This is a genomic window from Streptomyces sp. NPDC006174 (assembly GCF_040614075.1).
GTDB lineage: Bacteria > Actinomycetota > Actinomycetes > Streptomycetales > Streptomycetaceae > Streptomyces.
Window position 1 is genome coordinate 403,176 of the sequence record NZ_JBEXTJ010000004.1, and the last position, 14,418, is coordinate 417,593.

Consider the following 14,418-nt stretch of genomic DNA (forward strand, 5'->3'; position numbering starts at 1 on the left):
CGTCAGACCAGCACGCCGGAACGCGCGGACGCGCGGTGCGCCGCGTCCAGATCGGCCAGCTGCGCCGCGATCCGTTCGGCGTGCGACGGGGGCAGCGCGGCGTCCGGGTCGTGGAGGTGGACCGCGCAGGCCGTCGTCGTGTCCACGAGACGCTCCAGGGCGCCGGCCACCTCCTCGAACGCGGCCGTGCGCCCCGCGACCGGCGGGAGTTCGGCCGCCGAGAGGTCCAGCGCGGCCCGCGCGACAGCGAGCGAGCGGTAGGCGTCGCGGCGCAGCGCCCCGCGCTCCGGGCCGTCCTGAGGATGGACCAGTACGTGGCGGAGATACCGGTGCGCCGCCGCCACCGCCGTGTCCACCGCGTCCCGCACCCGGTGGCCGCGCTGCCCGGGCAGCGGCAGATGTCCCGCCAGCAGCACGATCGCGCAGGCCGTCAGCGACTCCACGACCCGGCCCCACGCGGCCTGCGGCTCACCCGCCAGCAGGACGAGAGAGAGGACCAGCACCGTGACGACCGCCGTCTGGGCGGCGAAGTGCCGGGTGGCGACGGGGATCAGCGTCCCGCACACGGCGACGGCCGCGACGGCCACCAGCGGACCGGCCACCGACACTCCCGCCGCCGACACCCCCGCCACCAGCGCGAAGAACCCGGCGAAGACGGCGGCTCCCACCACCGTCCCGGCGGCCCGGCTCAGCACGCGGGAGACGAGCGGCCCGAGATCCGGCTTCACCAGGAACACCGCCGTGGCGGGCATCCAGTACCAGTGCTCGTGGTCCAGGTCGAGCGCCACCGCCGCACTGACCCCGCAGCACAACGCCACCCGGAACCCGTACTCCCGCCCCGCCGGCCCGAAGGCCCGGCGCAGCAGCGGAACGAGTCCCGGCCGCCGGCGCGCGGTCCGCAGCGACTGGCCGGCGCGGCGGTCGAACGCCTCCGCGGCCGCGAGCAAGGCGTCGTCCAGCGCGCGGAGCCCCGCACCGGACCGTACCGGCGCGGGCAGCGGCCCGCAGGAACTCCCCGTACGCACCGCGCGCGCCAGCCGCGGCGGCCCCTCCGCGACCCGGCCGGGCAGCGGCTCACCGGACCAGGCCAGCGCCGTTGCCGCCTCGGCCAGCGGCAGCGCCGCCGTGTACTGCGCGTGCAACCGGCGCTCGGCCGCCGAGCTCGCGTACCGCCGCAGCCGGGGCCCGGAGAGCGCGTCCTGCGCCTGGTCGAGTGCGGCTGTCAGCGCTGCCCGCCGGGCCGGAGCCCGCGTACCGCCCGCCGCGCGCAGCAGCTCGGCCACCGCCGCGTACACCGACGCCACCGCCTCGCGCTCACCGTCGTACCGGTAAGGGCCTCCGGCGGTCCGCCGCCGCGACGGCAGCACCAGCCGCAGGAACAGCGCCCACCCCGCACCCGCCAGGAACAGCAGCGCCCGCTCCCCACCGGACTCCGGCAGCGGCATGCCCGCCCCGACCACCGCCGCGACCAGCAGCTGCGTACCGCACGCCGAGGCGACGGGCCCCGTCGAGCTGAGCGCCCCCGCGACCACTCCCAGCACACCGAGCAGCACCGGCAGCACGAACATCGCGGCCTCCGCCGGCCCCACCGCCGGCCCCACCGCCGGCAGCAGCGAGCCGATCAGCAGCCCGGCGGCACCCGCGAGCGCCGGGACCCCCACTCGCGAGACGGACGAGCGGCGACCGCCAGGACGGTCGTTGATCCCGGCGAACATCGCCCCCAGCGCCGCCGGAACACCCGCAGTCGGCCGGTCGGCGAGCACCGCGACGAGCAGCGGCAGCATGGCGAGCGCCCCGCGCACCACCGCACCACCGTGGACAGGTCCGCGCTGGGTCCGCAGCACATGGCCGAGCCAGAGCGGCAGCGGCCGCTGCGCGAAAGGGATAACGGGTGACACCACCGGGCTCCAGTCCACAGGGGGAGGGGGATCCGCCGGGGGACACCATCGGCCTGGGCGCTGCTACCAGTGTGGATCACCGAGGTGGAGGCGGTACTTCATCCGCGTTTCCACCAAGTGAAAGATCACCGCGTGACCCTGAGGCCACCGCGTGACCGTAAAGGCCACCGTTGGCTCGTAAAAGGGCACCGCGTCATCCTCACCGTGATCCGCACCACTCGGTGGTCCTCACTGCGTCCCGAACTTCTGTGTCCACACAGGACCTCCGCCGGAGTCCACCTTTCCGACGCCCATCTCCTTGAACGAGCAGTTCAGAATGTTCGCGCGGTGGCCCGGGCTGTTCATCCACGACTCCATCACATCGGCCGGAGTCCGCTGGCCCTTGGCGATGTTCTCGCCGTAGGTGCTCCACCGGTATCCGGCCGCGGTGATCCGGTCGCCCGGGTCGCGGCCGTCCAGCGAGGTGTGGGAGAAGTAGTCCTGGGCCGCCATGTCGGCGGAGTGCCGATGCGCCGCCGTCGCCAGCAGATCGTTGGAGGTCACCGGCCCGCAACCCTCCTTCGCTCGCTCGGCGTTGACGATCTGGAGGACCTCGCCGTCCTCCGAGGCCGGAGGAGCGGGCGCGGGCGGCGGCGGGGGCTTGGGGGCCGGGGCGGCCGTGCTCGGCGCGGGCGGCCGGGTGCTCCTCGTCGGTGAGGGCTTGGGCTTCGGCTTGGCCGACCGGCTCGCCGACGGCGAGGCGCTGGCCGAGGGAGTGGCGGACGAGGCCCTGGCGGACGGCGACGCCGTCGTCGAGGTGGAGAACGGGACGGCGGTGGAGGTGGGGAAGGTCGCGCTCTCGGACGGGACCCCGGTGCTCAGCGTCGTCGCGTCCCGGTCCTCCTCGTCGGTGTACAGGTGCACGGCCGCGCCACCGGTCCCGAGCGCGGCGACGGCGATGACGGCGGCGATGGCCGAGTTGCGGCGCCGCCGCCGTACCTGACCGCGCCTGCGCTCGGCGCGTCCGGCGCCGACCGTGGAAGGCACCGAGAGGTGTGCGGCCGTCGTCAGCAGCTCCGGCGCCACCGCCCCTCCCGCCGCCCCGGCCACCGGGACCAGCGCGAGACCGACCAGCAGCCCCTCCGCCGGTACGAGCCCCGAGCCGTGGCCCGAGCAGACGGTGCAGTCGCGGGCGTGGCGGGCCAGCCGCTTGCGCCACAGGGCCGACGGGATGCCGTCCCAGCCGGCGAGGATGTCCTCCAGCAGCACGCACGGCGGGTCGGCGGCCAGCGCGCCCACCACGACCCGGGCCGCCTCCAGCTGCGCCTTCATCCGCTGCACCCGTACGGCGGTGTGCTGCGGGGTGAGCTCCATGGCGGCGGCGACCTCGGCCCGGGACAGCTGGCCCGCCGTCTCCAGCCACCAGAGCGACAGCAGCGCGCGGTCGTCCTCGTCCAGCCACCGCGTCGCCTCGGCCACCTGGCGCCGCTGGCCGGTCAGCCCGAGCCGGAGAATGGTCAGCTCGACGAAGTCGGCGCGCGGATCGGCCAGGTCGAACGTGTCGTCCAGCCGGCCGGCGGAGATCGCACCCGACTGGCCTTCGCGCCAGTGCCGGCGTATCTCGTTCATGGCGATCGCCACCAGCCAGGAACGGAATCTCTCCGGATCGCGTAGCTCGGGCAGGCTGCGCAGCATGCGCAGCACCGTCTCCTGGACCACGTCGTCCACGTCCGCGTGCCCGTTCAACGCCCGGCCGACGACGTTGTACAGCAACGGCAGGTACGACGCGACGAGCCGGTCCTTGGCCTCCTGGTCGCCGTTCCGCGCCGCCGCGATCAAGGCCGTCCCGTGATCCTTGCCCATGCTGTGCTCACTCTTCCGGGGTCCGGTGCTGTCACTTCCCACACTCGGGAGATGCGGTGCGGGCCGGACGATAACAAGAATCGGATAAGCATCCCGGAATTCTTGCGGCGGCCCCTGCGGCCCCTCCCGCACCCCGGAACGCCCGACAGGCGCACACCCGGTCCGTGCCACGGGTCGCGTCCCGTGGCACGGACCGGGTGTGCGCGGACAGGGCCGGCCGGTCACCGGTGACGGTTCAGGTGCGCGGCGGTCCGTCCTGGTCGCGCTCCGTACCGAACCGCTGCCTGAGCCTGTCCTGCGCGCCGTCGACCTGGCCGCTGTACTTGCCCTTGGTCCGGTCGTCGACCGTGTCTCCGGCCTTGTCGATGCCCTTGCCGGCCTGGTCCTCATGGCCCTTGAGCATCTTCTTGATCTTGTCCAGTGCGGACATGCCTGATCCTCCTAGCTCGGCGCCCCCCACCCGTCAAGGGTCACCGCACCCGGCCCGGCTCGCATCCCAGCGCGGTCGGCGAGGCGTCCGCACGGTGGACGCGAAGTGTGAACCCGAGCCGACTGGGCAGATACCGGTCACCTGGAGGAGGTGGTGGCCATGGGCCGCATCCGCATCGTTGTCCGTCGACCCCCGCCCCCGTCCGGGCCGCCCCCGCTCGACCTGCGAACTCCTTCAGGGCGCCCGCTGCCCTACTGACGGGTCCGCGTGGCGGGTTCGCGAAGCCACCGCCCGCCGTCGCGTCGGCCCGTCAGCGGCGCGTGTCGCCTCGGCCCGTCACCGGCCGGAGTGCGGCGGCTCGTCGCCGTACCGTGCCGCAGGCGGTCCCGGTAGTGGCGCGAGCTGTTCCACCAGCGCCTCCAGCTCCACGACCGCGTGCTCCGTCTCACGGCGGATGTTCTGGTGCTCGGCCACGATCGCCCCGAGCAGCAGCGCCGTGAGCGCCACGCATCCGTTGAGCACGGTGAGGTTGGCCATGATCTCCATGAGCGAATGGCCCGCGAACGGGCCCAGACCATCCGTACCTGCGGTGATCGCCAGCACCGACACCACCAGGGCGCACGGCGCGCTGCCGGGCAGCTGGAAGCGGAGCGCCGCCCAGATGATCACCGGAAAGACCAGGTAGATCATGGAGAGCGAGCTCCGCGTGGAGACGAGCCCCGCCACGACCACCACGACCGCGAGCAGACACGCCTCCGGCCACCGGTCGGAGAGCCGGGGCCACCGCGCCCGGCTCAGCACCAGCAGCACGGGAGTGACCACGAGGACCCCCATCGCGTCCCCGGCCCACCAGGACGACCAGACCAGCCAGAACCGCCCCGGCGGCACCTTGTCGTCGAGCATCAGCGTCACACTGCCGACGGTGGCGCTGATCAGCATTCCGGCGAACGCGCCGAGGAAGACCAGGCAGACCCCGTCCCGCAGCCGGGCCAGTTCGCTGCGGAAGCCCACCCTGCGCAGCAGCGCGTAGGCGGCCAGCGGCGCGAGCGTGTTGCCGAGGACGATGCCGAGACGGGACACGGTGAACGCGTCACCGATGGCGGTGACCGTGAAGAGCGCGCCCAGAGCGATGCCCGGCCAGATCCGGGCGCCGAGGTACAGCAGCGCGGCCAGCGAGATCCCGGTGGGCGGCCACAGCGGCGTGACCACGGCCCCGTCCACCACGACCTGCCGCGTCAGCCCGAGCCGGCCCGACAGGTAGTAGGCACCGGTCACGCCCAGGATCTGCGCCACGTACACGGCCCGACGTCTGGCTTCCTTGCTGCGGATCACAGCACTCATCAGACACCGACCGCGCGGAGGAGGCAGCCGGTGACACGCGCCCCGCAGCCTCGGCGTCAGCGCGCCCGGGCCGGAGCGTGCCGCAGGACGAGCACCGCCGCGTCGTCCTCGTGACCCGTCAGCTCCGCCGCCCCGAGGACCCCGTCGGCCAGCGCGTCCGCACTCGCCCCGGCATGCGCGGCGACCAGCCGCCGTACCCGGTCGAGACCCTCCTCGATCACCAGCGACGGGCCCTCGACGACCCCGTCGGTGAGCAGCACGATCGTGCCGTCCGCGTCCAGGGTCCGCCGGGTGACGGGATACCTCTCGCCCGTCTGGATGCCCAGCGGCAGGCCTCCCGGATCCTCCGTGACGCCCGACCGCCCGTCCGCCGTCGCCCACACGCTCGCCACATGCCCGGCCCGCGCGCTGTGCAGCTCCCAGGTGTGCGGGTCCAGCCGCAGGAACGTACAGGTCGCGAAGAGACCGGAGTCCACCGACAGCAGCAGGTCGTTGGTCCGGCCCATGACCTCACCCGGGTCGGAGACCGTCCCCGCGATCGCCCGCATCGCGATCCGCACCTGGCCCATGAAGGCGGCCGCCTCCACGTCGTGCCCCTGGACGTCGCCGATCGCGAACCCCAGAGCACCGTCCGCCAGCGCGAACCCGTCGTACCAGTCACCGCCGATGTCCAGCCCGTCACGTGCGGGCGCGTACCGCGCGGCGGACTGGAGGCCGGGGAGCTCGGGAAGGGTCGCCGGAAGCATGTCGCGCTGAAGGGCCTGCGCGAGTTCCACTCTGGCCTGGTGGAATTCCACCTCCCGCCGAGCGCGGGCGGTGAGGCTCTGCAACGAGGTGAGCAGATCCTCGGCGCTTACCGAGCGGGGAGTCCGACGCCGGTTCATTGGCTGCTCCGCGGTGCGTGAGTCCCTGAATCATATGGTGCCCTCCTCGCGGCGGCGACTTCGCCGACGACCGGCGTACGACGGTGGCCGGATGGCCCCGCACGCCGGGCCGTTGTCAGTGGCCGGTGGGATGCTGCCTGCATGGACGAGCTGATGAGGCAGCGACGGGTGTACGGCACCGACCACGACGATCCGCACCCCGGCCCGAGGCCGGGCCACGACTACCGGGAGCTGGTCGGCGGCCCGCTCGACGGGCTGCTCCTGGACGTCACCGGCTGGAGCGACACGGCCCTGCGCGAAGGCGTCGGACTGGTCACCGAGATAGGCGCCTACGGACCGGGCGGCCGCGCGGAGTACGCGCCCCGTTCACTCGACGGCCACCAGTGGGACTGGCGCGGCGACGTGCGCTGAGAACTGCGGCGGACCAGGGGAGAGGGAGCTGCCCATCGTCCGATAGGTTCTGCGGTCATGTGGGCTTTGAGTGCTGTCGGATACCGTCGGCTGGGTGCGGCGGCCGCTTCGGCGACCGCTGTCGGCGGCTGGATCTCCGGAAAGCTGCCGGCCCACGACCCCTGGGGTCTCTGGGTCGGCCACGCTTCCGCCGTGACCACGGCCGCGGCGGTCCTCGCCTACGCCGGACTCACCGTGCTCGTCGTCGCCTGGTGGCAGTACGGCAGAACGGCCTCCTCCGTCCGCGAGACGCTCACCACCCTCGCCTGGTGGACCGCGCCGTTCCTGCTCACGCCTCCGCTCTACAGTGCCGACGTCTACAGCTACATCGCGCAGGGCGCCATGGTCGTCGAGGGCCTCGACGTCTACACACTCGGCCCCTCCAGCCTCGATCCGGCCGGAATCGGCGGCGACGCGGCGGCGAGCGTCGGCAACCACTGGCGCGACACTCCGGCACCGTACGGACCGCTCTTCCTCCTGCTCTCCGCCGCCGTCGCCAAGACGACCGGCGGCACGATCGTCCCCGCCGTCCTGGCGATGCGGCTCATCGCGCTCGCCTCACTCGTCCTCATCGTCTGGGCGCTGCGCCGACTGGCCCGGGACCACGGCAGGAGCGAGAGCCGCGCCCTGTGGCTGGGTGCGCTCAACCCGCTGCTGCTGATGCACGTCGTCGCGGGCATGCACAACGACGGACTGATGATCGGCCTCATGCTGGCCGGTCTCGCGCTCGCGCTGCGCGGCCGCTGGGTGGCCGGCAGCGCGCTGGTCGGCCTCGCGATGATGGTCAAGTCCCCGGCCGCCGTGTCGCTGCTGTTCATCGGTGTGATGGTGCACGCGTCGGCGACCGGACCGCAGCTACGGCGATGGGCGAAGGGGCTCCTCGCGCCCGGCCTCGTCGCGAGTGCCGTCGCCGGATCGGCGACGGTGTTCAGCGGCACCGGCTTCGGCTGGCTCAGGACCCAGGGCGTCGCGGGCAACATCCACACGGCGCTCTCCATCGTCAGCGATGTCGGCCTCGGTCTGGGCGAGCTGGGCCGCCTGCTGCTGGGCACCGACCCGGAACCGGTGAAGTCCCTCGTGCAGAACCTCGGCCTGGCCGCCGCGGTCATCCTGATCTTCGTCCTGGCATGGAGGTCGATGAACGGCCGCCTGCCACCGGTGCACGCCCTGGGCCTGGGACTGCTCGTGCTGGTCGCGCTCTCGCCGATGGTGCAGCCCTGGTACCTCCTGTGGGGGCTGGTGGTCGTGGCCGCCACCCAGCAGTACGGCCGGATTCCCACGGTCCTGATCGTGCTGTCGGCGGCGCTCGTCTACGAGACCCATCCCACGGGCGCCACTCCGCCCTTCGGGTTCGCTCTCGCCGCGATCGCCGCCCTCCTCGCCACCGTCGCCGTACGCCGGGCCCCGTTCCTCCCGGAGACCGCACCCGTGCCCGCACCCCGCAGCGGCCCGGTGGAGGCCCCGCTGACCACCGAGGCCCCGCAGGGCACCGTGTAGATAGTCCCTCGACGCCTCGCGCGAGCCTCCGGTACGCTCATCACGTCCTGTTGTCGCCGATAGAGGTGGACGTTGCGCATCTGAGGTCCGCGATCATCACGCGGTACGGCCTGGCCCGTACACCGGTCACGACGCTGTCGGCTTGTCTGCCGCCCGTGACCTCCGCGTGGATGCGACCTCGGTGCTGAGCCGTCCCTCACCTGCGCAGGACCGTTCTCCCACCACTCTCCGGCCCACGAGCCGGGTCGCCGCGTGCTGTTCGCATACGAAGCCCCCATGACCCTCACGCTTCCGACTGCGAGAACACACCATGAGCCATCCCACCGCGCCCAGCGCCTCCGTCGCCCTCTCCGACGTCACCTTCCGGTGGCCCGACGGCACCGGCCCCTTCGACGGCCTCTCCCTCACCGTCCCGCGCGGCCGCACCGGCCTCGTCGGCACCAACGGCACCGGCAAATCGACCCTGCTGCGTCTGCTCGCCGGACATCTGCGTCCCACGGAAGGGTCCGTCACCGTGGGCGGAAACCTCGCCTACCTGCCGCAGAACATCACCTTGGACACCGACCTGCGCGTCGACGCGGCCCTCGGCATCGCCGAGCGGCGGGCCGCCCTGCGCGCCATCGAGTCCGGAGACGTACGGGAGGAGCACTTCGAGACGGTCGGCGACGACTGGGACGTCGAGGAACGCGCCCTGGCCACCCTCGGCTCCCTCGGACTCGGCGCCGTCGAACTGGACCGCACCGTCGGACAGCTCTCCGGCGGCGAGACCGTCCTGCTGCGCCTTGCCGCGCTCCTCCTGGAGCGCGCCGACGTCCTGCTCCTCGACGAGCCGACCAACAACCTGGACCTGTTCGCCCGCCGCAGGCTCTACGACGCCGTCGACTCCTGGCGCACCGGCATCCTGATCGTCGTCAGCCACGACCGGGAGCTGCTGGAGCGCGTCGACCGCATCGCGGAACTGCGGTCGGGCTCCGTGAGCTGGTACGGAGGAGGCTGGTCCGCCTACCAGGAGGCCCTGGCCACCCAGCAGGAGGCCGCGGGCCGGATGCTGCGCTCCGCCGAGGCCGACGTACGGCGCCAGCAGCGCGAGCTGGAGGAGACCCGGACCAAGGTGGCCCGCCGCCGGCGCCACGACAAGAAGCTGGACGGTCAGCGGAAGGCCCCGCGCATCGTCGCGGGAGAGCGCAAGCGCTCGGCCCAGGAGTCCGGCGACCGGCTGCGCGGGCTGCACGAGGACCGGCTCGACGAGGCCCGCGAGCGCCGGGAGGAGGCCGCCGAAGCCGTCCGCCGCGACGCCGAGATCAAGGTGAGCCTGCCGCACACCGCCGTACCGGCCGGCCGCACCGTCCTGACCGTACGGGACCTGACCCTGCCCTACGGACGGCTGCGCGCGGCCTGTCTCCAGGTGAAGGGCCCCGAACGCATCGCTCTGGTCGGCCGGAACGGGGCGGGCAAGACGACGTTCCTGCGCACCATCACCGGTGAACTCGCGCCGAGCGAGGGCGAGGCCACCGCCTCGGTGCCGCTGAAGTTCCTTCCGCAGCGGCTGGACGTCCTCGACGACGCGCTGAGCGTGGCCGACAACGTCGCCCGTACGGCTCCGGGCACGACCGACAACCAGATCCGCTCCCAGCTCGCCCGGTTCCTCTTCAAGGGCGCCCGGGCCGAACAGCCGGCGGGAACACTCTCGGGCGGCGAACGCTTCCGGGCCGCGCTCGCGGCGACGATGCTCGCCGCTCCAGCCCCGCAGCTGCTCCTGCTGGACGAGCCGACCAACAACCTGGACGTGGCCAGCGTGCGGCAGCTCACGAGCGCTCTGGATGCCTTCGAAGGCGCCCTCGTCATCGCCTGCCACGACCTGGCGTTCCTGGAATCCGTGGGGATCACCCGCTGGATCCTGATGGACGACGAGCTGCGGGAGACCGACGCCGAGGAGGTGCGTGAGCTCTTCGGCGCCACGGAGTCCACTGCGGCGGACCGGTCATGAGGCGCGGGGCGGCCCTCGCTCAGGCCGCTTCGTAGCGGTGGGCCCGTCCGCCCCGCCACTCCACCCAGACCGGGTTGTCGAGGATCCGGTCCGCTTCTTCGAGGCCGGCCTCGCTCAGGAACACGATCACGTCGTGGTCGCTGTGGGCCAGCCCGAGTATCTCGTCCCGGCCTTCGTAGTGCACGGTCACCCGGCGGCCGCCCGAAGGGGTCGGCCGGTGGATGACGATCGGAGGATTAGCCATGGGTCCAGCCTGCGACGCGCTCCGCACCCGCGCATCCCCGAACGGGCCGGTCCGCCGGCGGACCACGCCTTTACGGGCGCGGGGGAAGGCCCTCACGGCCCGGCGGCACCGATTTCCACCGTTGTGGTGACGCGCACCAGCGACGGGGTGCGCGGCGCGGAACCGAATCCGAAGGCGACGGGCGGATCGAGCGGGCCGAGCGGTCCCAGGTCCACCCCGGCCAGCACGGCCTCGGCGGCCAGCACCGGCCGCAGGTCCCGCGCCCCGTACCACTCCCGCCGTCCCGGACCCGCGCGGCCCAGGGTCCGTACACCGGGCATCAGCAGCCGGGCCGGAACGTCGCACAGCGCGGCCCAGAGCGGACTGCGGACGAGCGGCGCCGGTACGGAGCAGAGCAGCCGGCCCAGAGCGGACCGGCGTCCGGCCCGCAGCTCCAGGCGCAGCGCGCCCGCCGCGACCAGCCACACGGCCCCGGAGGCGGAGAGGGAGCCCGTGACGGCCACCGGCACCACCTCGATCCGGTCGAAGCGGTAGGTGGCGGCCACGAAGTCCGCGACCTGCCGGGACGGCGCCAGCAGGACCCGTTCACCGTCGGGATGCTCGACCATCACGTCGCTGAACGGCCCGAACGGCGAACGCGGCCAGTGGCCGACCACCAGCCGGGTCCCCGAAGCCGTGCCCACACCCGCGATCCAGCCGTCGAACCGCAGCCGCTCGCCTGCCACGGCCGCCTACTCGAACCGCGAGACGTCGCCGGCGCCCCTGCGCACGATCTCCGGCTCGTCACCGGAGAAGTCGATCACCGTGGTCGGCTCGGTGCCGCAGTCACCCGAGTCGATGACGGCGTCCACCCCGTGGTCGAGCCGCTCCTTGATCTCCCAGCCCTGCGTCAGCGGCTCCTCCTCGTCCGGCAGCAGGAGCGTGCTGGAGAGCAACGGCTCGCCCAGCTCGGCGACCAGCGCCTGGGTCACCACATGGTCGGGGATGCGGACGCCGACCGTCTTCTTCTTCGGGTGCAGCAGCTGGCGCGGCACCTCCTTCGTCGCCGGGAGGATGAAGGTGTAGCTCCCGGGCGTGGCCGCCTTGACCGCGCGGAACACGTCGTTGTCGACGCGGACGAACTGCGCGAGCTGCGCGAAGTCGCGGCACACCAGCGTGAAGTGGTGGCGGTCGTCGAGGTTGCGGATGGAGCGGATCCGGGCGATGCCGTCGCGGTTGCCCAGCTGACAGCCCAGCGCGTAGCAGGAATCGGTCGGATACGCGACGAGCGCACCGGAACGGATGCTGTCGACCACCGTGCTGATGGTGCGCGGCTGGGGGTTTTCGGGGTGCACGTCGAAGTACTTGGCCATCCGCCGAGCTTACGTGTTCACCGGGCGGCCCGTTCGGACAGCGAAGGAGGCGGTCCGCCGCAGCGGACCGCCTCCCGTGCTCACACGTCCGTACGGTCAGACCGTGGCCGGGCCGACCAGCTCCTCCAGGACGTCCTCCATCGTCACGAAGCCGATGACCGTCCCCTTGTCGCCGGCGACGGCGGCGAGGTGCGTACCGGCGGCACGCATCGCCGTCAGGGTGTCGTCGAGCGGGGTGTCGATCTCTACCCGGATGACCGGGTGGATCGCGCTGGTGGGCAGCGGCTTGGAGCGCTCCGCGACGCCGAGGGCGTCCTTGATGTGGAGATAGCCCAGCACCCCGTCGTCCGGCCCGGTCACCGGTAGCCGGGAGAAGCCCGAGGCGACCGCGGCCCGCTCCAGTTGCTGCGGGGTGATGCCGAGGTCGACGGTGACGGTCCGGTTCAGCGGGACCATCACCTCGCCGACCGGCCGGGTGCCCAGCTCCAGCGCGTCCCGCAGCCGCTCGCCGTCGGCCGGCGCGAGGAGCCCGGCGTCGCTGGAGTCCTTCACCAGCCGGACCAGCTCGTCGTCGGTGAAGACCGAGGCGATCTCGTCCTTGGGCTCGACCTTCAGCAGCCGCAGCAGCATGTTGGCGAACGCGTTGATACCGAAGATGACCGGGCGCAGCGCCCGGGTCAGCGCCACCAGGGACGGGCCGAGCGCCAGGGCCGTGGCGACGGGCGCGGCGAGCGCGATGTTCTTCGGGATCATCTCGCCGATGAGCATGTGGAGGTAGGTCGCCAGGGTCAGCGCGATGACGAAGGCGATCGGGTGGACCAGCGCGTCCGGCACGCCGATCGCGTCGAACGGCGGCTCCAGCAGATGGGCTATGGCCGGTTCGGCGACGGCGCCCAGCACCAGCGAGGAGATCGTGATGCCGAGCTGGGCCGTGGCCATGGCGGCCGACAGGTGCTCGATGCCCCACAAGGTGCTCTTCGCCCGCCGGCTGCCGCGCAGCGCATCCGGTTCGATCTGGCTGCGGCGCACGGAGATCAGCGCGAACTCGGCGCCGACGAAGAACGCGTTCGTGAGGAGCGTGAGCGCGCCGATGAGAAGCTGAACGGTGGTCATCGGGCGTCCTCCTCCACGAGGGTCAGGGCCGGGAGCGGCGCGGTGATCCGCACCCGGTCGGCCCGGTGGTGCTCGATGTCGAGCACGTCGAACTGCCAGCCGCCGGCCTCCACCCGGTCCGTGCGGACGGGGATGCGGGCCAGCTGGTTGGCGAGGAGACCGGCGAGCGTCTCGTACGGGCCTTCCGGCGCGGAGAAGCCGATCCGGTCGAGCTGGTCCAGCCGGATGCTGCCTTCGGCCTCCCAGACCTGGCGGCCGTCGCCGAGCGGCTCGGCCGGTGCCAGGCCGGGACGCTCGTGCGGGTCGTGCTCGTCGCGGACCTCGCCGACGACCTCCTCCACGATGTCCTCCACCGTGGCGACGCCCGCCGTACCGCCGTACTCGTCGATGACGACCGCCATCGTCCGGTGCCGCCGCATCTGCGCCAGCAGCCGGTCCACGGGCAGTGAGTCCGGTACAAGGAGGGGCTCGGTGGCCAGAGCGGTGACCGGGGTCCGGGCGCGCTCGGACTCGTCCAGGGCCAGCACGTCGCGGATGTGGATCGTCCCGATGACGTGGTCCAGGCTGTCGCGGTAGACCGGGAAGCGGGACAGGCCGGTGGCGAGCGTGAGGTTGGCGGCGTCGGCCGCGGTGGCGTGGGCCTCCAGGGCCCGGACGTCCACCCGGGGCGTCATCACGTTCTCGGCGGACAGCTCCGCCAGGTGCAGGGTGCGGACGAAGAGCTCGGCCGAGTCCTGCTCGATGGCGCCTGCACGGGCCGAGTGCTGGGCAAGGGCGATGAGCTCCTGCGGCGTACGGGCCGAGGCCAGCTCCTCGGCCGGCTCCAGGCCGAACCGGCGTACGGCACGGTTCGCGGTGTTGTTGAGGTGGCGGATCAGCGGAGCGAAACAGGCCGTGAACGCGCGCTGCGGGCCGGAGACGACCTTGGCGACGGCCAGCGGGCTGGAGATCGCCCAGTTCTTCGGGACGAGCTCACCGATGACCATCAGGACGACGGTGGACAGCGCCACACCGAGCAGGGTCGCGACGGTGGAGACGGCACCCGCCGGGAGACCGGTGGACTCCAGCGTGGGGCGCAGGAGGACGGCCAGGGACGGCTCGGCCAGCATGCCGATGACCAGGGAGGTCACGGTGATGCCGAGCTGGGCGCCGGACAGCTGGAATGTCAGCCGCTTGGCGGCCTTGAGCGCGCTTTCGGCGCCGCGCTCACCGGCCTGCGCGGCCCGTTCGAGCTCGCCGCGCTCGATGGTGGTCAACGAGAACTCGGCCGCGACGAAGACCGCGCACGCCAGAGTCAGACCGAGGGCGAGAAGGAGCAGGAGTACTTCGCTCACCGTGTCACCTCCGTCCCCTGGTGAGCAGGGGTGGGGATGACACGGT

13 protein-coding genes are annotated in these 14,418 nt (G+C 72.7%); 3 read left to right on the forward strand and 10 right to left on the reverse strand.

Going from position 1 to position 14,418, the window contains the following annotated elements:
* Positions 1 to 2: 2 nt before the first annotated feature.
* From ABZ267_RS11925 to ABZ267_RS11945, 5 genes are all read right to left on the reverse strand, one after another.
* Positions 3 to 1,784 (reverse strand): FUSC family protein, encoded by a 1,782-nt coding sequence (locus tag ABZ267_RS11925; protein ID WP_356756596.1) that lies wholly within the window; start codon positions 1,782 to 1,784, stop codon positions 3 to 5.
* Positions 1,785 to 2,126: 342 nt separating this feature from the next.
* Positions 2,127 to 3,740, reverse strand: coding sequence for a sigma-70 family RNA polymerase sigma factor (locus ABZ267_RS11930; protein ID WP_356756594.1), 1,614 nt, complete (start codon positions 3,738 to 3,740; stop codon positions 2,127 to 2,129).
* A gap of 235 nt (positions 3,741 to 3,975) precedes the next feature.
* Positions 3,976 to 4,170 (reverse strand): antitoxin, encoded by a 195-nt coding sequence (locus ABZ267_RS11935; RefSeq protein ID WP_356756718.1) that lies wholly within the window; start codon positions 4,168 to 4,170, stop codon positions 3,976 to 3,978.
* 336 nt (positions 4,171 to 4,506) lie between these two features.
* Positions 4,507 to 5,502: an MASE1 domain-containing protein gene (locus tag ABZ267_RS11940; RefSeq protein WP_356756720.1), complete on the reverse strand. Its 996-nt coding sequence runs from the start codon at positions 5,500 to 5,502 to the stop codon at positions 4,507 to 4,509.
* A gap of 65 nt (positions 5,503 to 5,567) precedes the next feature.
* Positions 5,568 to 6,395, reverse strand: coding sequence for a PP2C family protein-serine/threonine phosphatase (locus ABZ267_RS11945; protein WP_356756716.1), 828 nt, complete (start codon positions 6,393 to 6,395; stop codon positions 5,568 to 5,570).
* A gap of 141 nt (positions 6,396 to 6,536) precedes the next feature.
* On the opposite strand from ABZ267_RS11945, the gene ABZ267_RS11950 reads away from it, so the two are divergent.
* From ABZ267_RS11950 to ABZ267_RS11960, 3 genes are all read left to right on the forward strand, one after another.
* Positions 6,537 to 6,806: a hypothetical protein gene (locus ABZ267_RS11950; RefSeq protein WP_356756714.1), complete on the forward strand. Its 270-nt coding sequence runs from the start codon at positions 6,537 to 6,539 to the stop codon at positions 6,804 to 6,806.
* A gap of 57 nt (positions 6,807 to 6,863) precedes the next feature.
* Positions 6,864 to 8,342, forward strand: a complete 1,479-nt coding sequence (gene mptB / locus ABZ267_RS11955; protein WP_356756713.1) for a polyprenol phosphomannose-dependent alpha 1,6 mannosyltransferase MptB — start codon at positions 6,864 to 6,866, stop codon at positions 8,340 to 8,342.
* Positions 8,343 to 8,652: 310 nt separating this feature from the next.
* The gene (locus ABZ267_RS11960; RefSeq protein WP_356756711.1) at positions 8,653 to 10,329 is read left to right on the forward strand and encodes an ATP-binding cassette domain-containing protein; all 1,677 of its coding nucleotides are present in this window, start codon (positions 8,653 to 8,655) and stop codon (positions 10,327 to 10,329) included.
* Between the two features lie 19 nt (positions 10,330 to 10,348).
* On the opposite strand, the gene ABZ267_RS11965 is transcribed toward ABZ267_RS11960, so the two are convergent.
* From ABZ267_RS11965 to ABZ267_RS11985, 5 genes are all read right to left on the reverse strand, one after another.
* Positions 10,349 to 10,573, reverse strand: a complete 225-nt coding sequence (locus ABZ267_RS11965; protein ID WP_018512798.1) for a hypothetical protein — start codon at positions 10,571 to 10,573, stop codon at positions 10,349 to 10,351.
* 92 nt (positions 10,574 to 10,665) lie between these two features.
* On the reverse strand, positions 10,666 to 11,298 hold the full coding sequence (locus tag ABZ267_RS11970; protein WP_356756709.1) for a hypothetical protein: 633 nt from the start codon (positions 11,296 to 11,298) through the stop codon (positions 10,666 to 10,668).
* A gap of 6 nt (positions 11,299 to 11,304) precedes the next feature.
* Positions 11,305 to 11,925 carry an L-threonylcarbamoyladenylate synthase gene (locus tag ABZ267_RS11975; RefSeq protein ID WP_356756707.1) on the reverse strand — a complete coding sequence of 207 codons (621 nt, stop codon included), beginning with the start codon at positions 11,923 to 11,925 and terminating at the stop codon, positions 11,305 to 11,307.
* Positions 11,926 to 12,021: 96 nt separating this feature from the next.
* Entirely contained in the window at positions 12,022 to 13,038 is a 1,017-nt protein-coding gene (locus tag ABZ267_RS11980; RefSeq protein ID WP_356756705.1) for a hemolysin family protein, read from the reverse strand.
* Positions 13,035 to 14,372 carry a hemolysin family protein gene (locus ABZ267_RS11985; RefSeq protein WP_356756703.1) on the reverse strand — a complete coding sequence of 446 codons (1,338 nt, stop codon included), beginning with the start codon at positions 14,370 to 14,372 and terminating at the stop codon, positions 13,035 to 13,037. The genes ABZ267_RS11980 and ABZ267_RS11985 overlap by 4 nt, the downstream gene beginning before the upstream one ends.
* Between the last annotated feature and the right edge of the window lie 46 nt (positions 14,373 to 14,418).